General features: G+C 39.9%; 2 protein-coding genes. One reads left to right on the forward strand and one right to left on the reverse strand.

The window, feature by feature from the left end:
* Positions 1 to 9: 9 nt before the first annotated feature.
* Positions 10 to 426: an IS200/IS605 family transposase gene (gene tnpA / locus ACFFHK_RS09780; RefSeq protein ID WP_382371937.1), complete on the reverse strand. Its 417-nt coding sequence runs from the start codon at positions 424 to 426 to the stop codon at positions 10 to 12.
* A 45-nt stretch (positions 427 to 471) separates the two neighbouring features.
* Between tnpA and ACFFHK_RS09785 the strand changes: the two genes are divergently transcribed.
* The gene (locus ACFFHK_RS09785) at positions 472 to 1,608 is read left to right on the forward strand and encodes an RNA-guided endonuclease InsQ/TnpB family protein (RefSeq protein WP_382371939.1); all 1,137 of its coding nucleotides are present in this window, start codon (positions 472 to 474) and stop codon (positions 1,606 to 1,608) included.
* The last annotated feature ends 72 nt before the right edge of the window (positions 1,609 to 1,680 follow it).

The following is a 1,680-nucleotide window of genomic DNA, read 5'->3' on the forward strand; positions in this document are numbered from 1 at the left end:
CAAACCTAACTAATCAGGTGTTTGTTGTTGCTCAATGTATTGGCGAATAATGGAAATCGGTGCACCACCGCAACTCCCCGCAAAATAAGACGGAGACCAAAGCTGATTGCCCCAAAGTTTTTTGCGGATGTTCGGGTAGTTTTTCTTCCTAATCATTCGGCTTGATACCCCTTTTAAACTGTTTACAAGTGTAGATACAGCCACTTTCGGTGGATATTCCACAAGTAAATGAATATGATCGTCTTCACCGTCAAATTCAACTAATTTTGCTTTAAAATCATTGCAGACGCTTTCAAAAATCAATTTGAGTTCGTCTAAAATGGCTTTCGTAAAAACATCACGGCGATATTTTGTTACAAAGACTAAGTGAACATGCATATTAAAAACGCAATGCCTACCATGTCTAATTTCTGTTTCTTTTTGCATAGACCAAGTGTAAAATGTTGAAAACTTACATTCTAAACCTTGTCAATGCAACTACGCAAAGCCTTTCAGTTCGAGATAATGCCAAATGGTAGCCAAATCCGCAGAATTAAACAGTTCTGTGGTTGCTCTCGTTTTGTGTTCAATCGGGCGTTGGCTTGGCAAAATGAACAATACGAGCAAGATAACCGCTTTAAGTTCAGTTACACTAAAATCGCCAACTTGCTTCCACAATGGAAAAAAGAATTCGTTTGGCTAAAAGAATGCCATTCTCAAGTGCTTCAACAGTCTTTAAAAGACCTAGAAAGTGCGTTTAAAAATTTCTTTCAAAAGCGAGCAGACTTCCCAAAATTTAAGAAAAAAGGTTTAAAAGAGAGTTTTCGCTTTCCGCAAGGTTGCAAATTAGAGCAACAAAATAACCGCTTGTATCTGCCAAAGATTGGCTGGGTTCGCTATCGCAACAGCCGAGATATCGTTGGTGAAATCAAAAATGTTACCGTCAGCCAAAAGTGCGGTCACTATTTTGTCAGTATTCAAACTGAATTTGAGTACGAAATCCCGACACATAAAGGCGGTGAAATCGGTATTGATATGGGCGTTGCACGTTTTGCCACGCTTTCAAACGGTGAATTTTTTGAGCCATTAAACGCCTTTAAAACCTACAAAGGCAAATTAGCAAAACTCCAACGCCAACTCAAAAATAAGGTTAAATTTAGTCAAAACTGGCAGAAATTAAAAGCGAAAATTACCAAACTGCACCATAAAATTGCCAATTGTCGCAAAGACTTCTTGCATCAGACTTCAAGTAAAATCAGCAAAAACCACGCCATGATCTATATTGAAGATTTGCAGGTGTCAAATATGTCAAAATCAGCTAAAGGCACGTTGGAAGCACCAGGCAAAAATGTTGCTGCAAAATCAGGGTTGAACCAAGCGATATTAGATCAATCTTGGTTTGAGTTTCGCCGTCAGTTGGACTACAAAACGCAATGGCAAGGCGGATTTTTAGTGGCAGTGCCAGCGCAAAATACCAGTCGAACTTGCCCTTGTTGTGGTCATGTAGCAAAAGAAAATCGCCAAACACAGGCTAATTTTGAGTGTGTAGAATGTGGCTACACAGAAAATGCTGATGTGGTTGGAGCGTTAAACGTATTGAGGCGTGGGCGAGCTATCGTCCACGCGTAATAAAATGTCAGGGCAGGACATGTCCGTAGAGCTTGTGAAGTGAACTTCATTAGAAGTCAGCAACAAGAACCC

The sequence above is a fragment of the Gallibacterium trehalosifermentans genome, from assembly GCF_042433055.1.
Classification (GTDB): domain Bacteria; phylum Pseudomonadota; class Gammaproteobacteria; order Enterobacterales; family Pasteurellaceae; genus Gallibacterium; species Gallibacterium trehalosifermentans.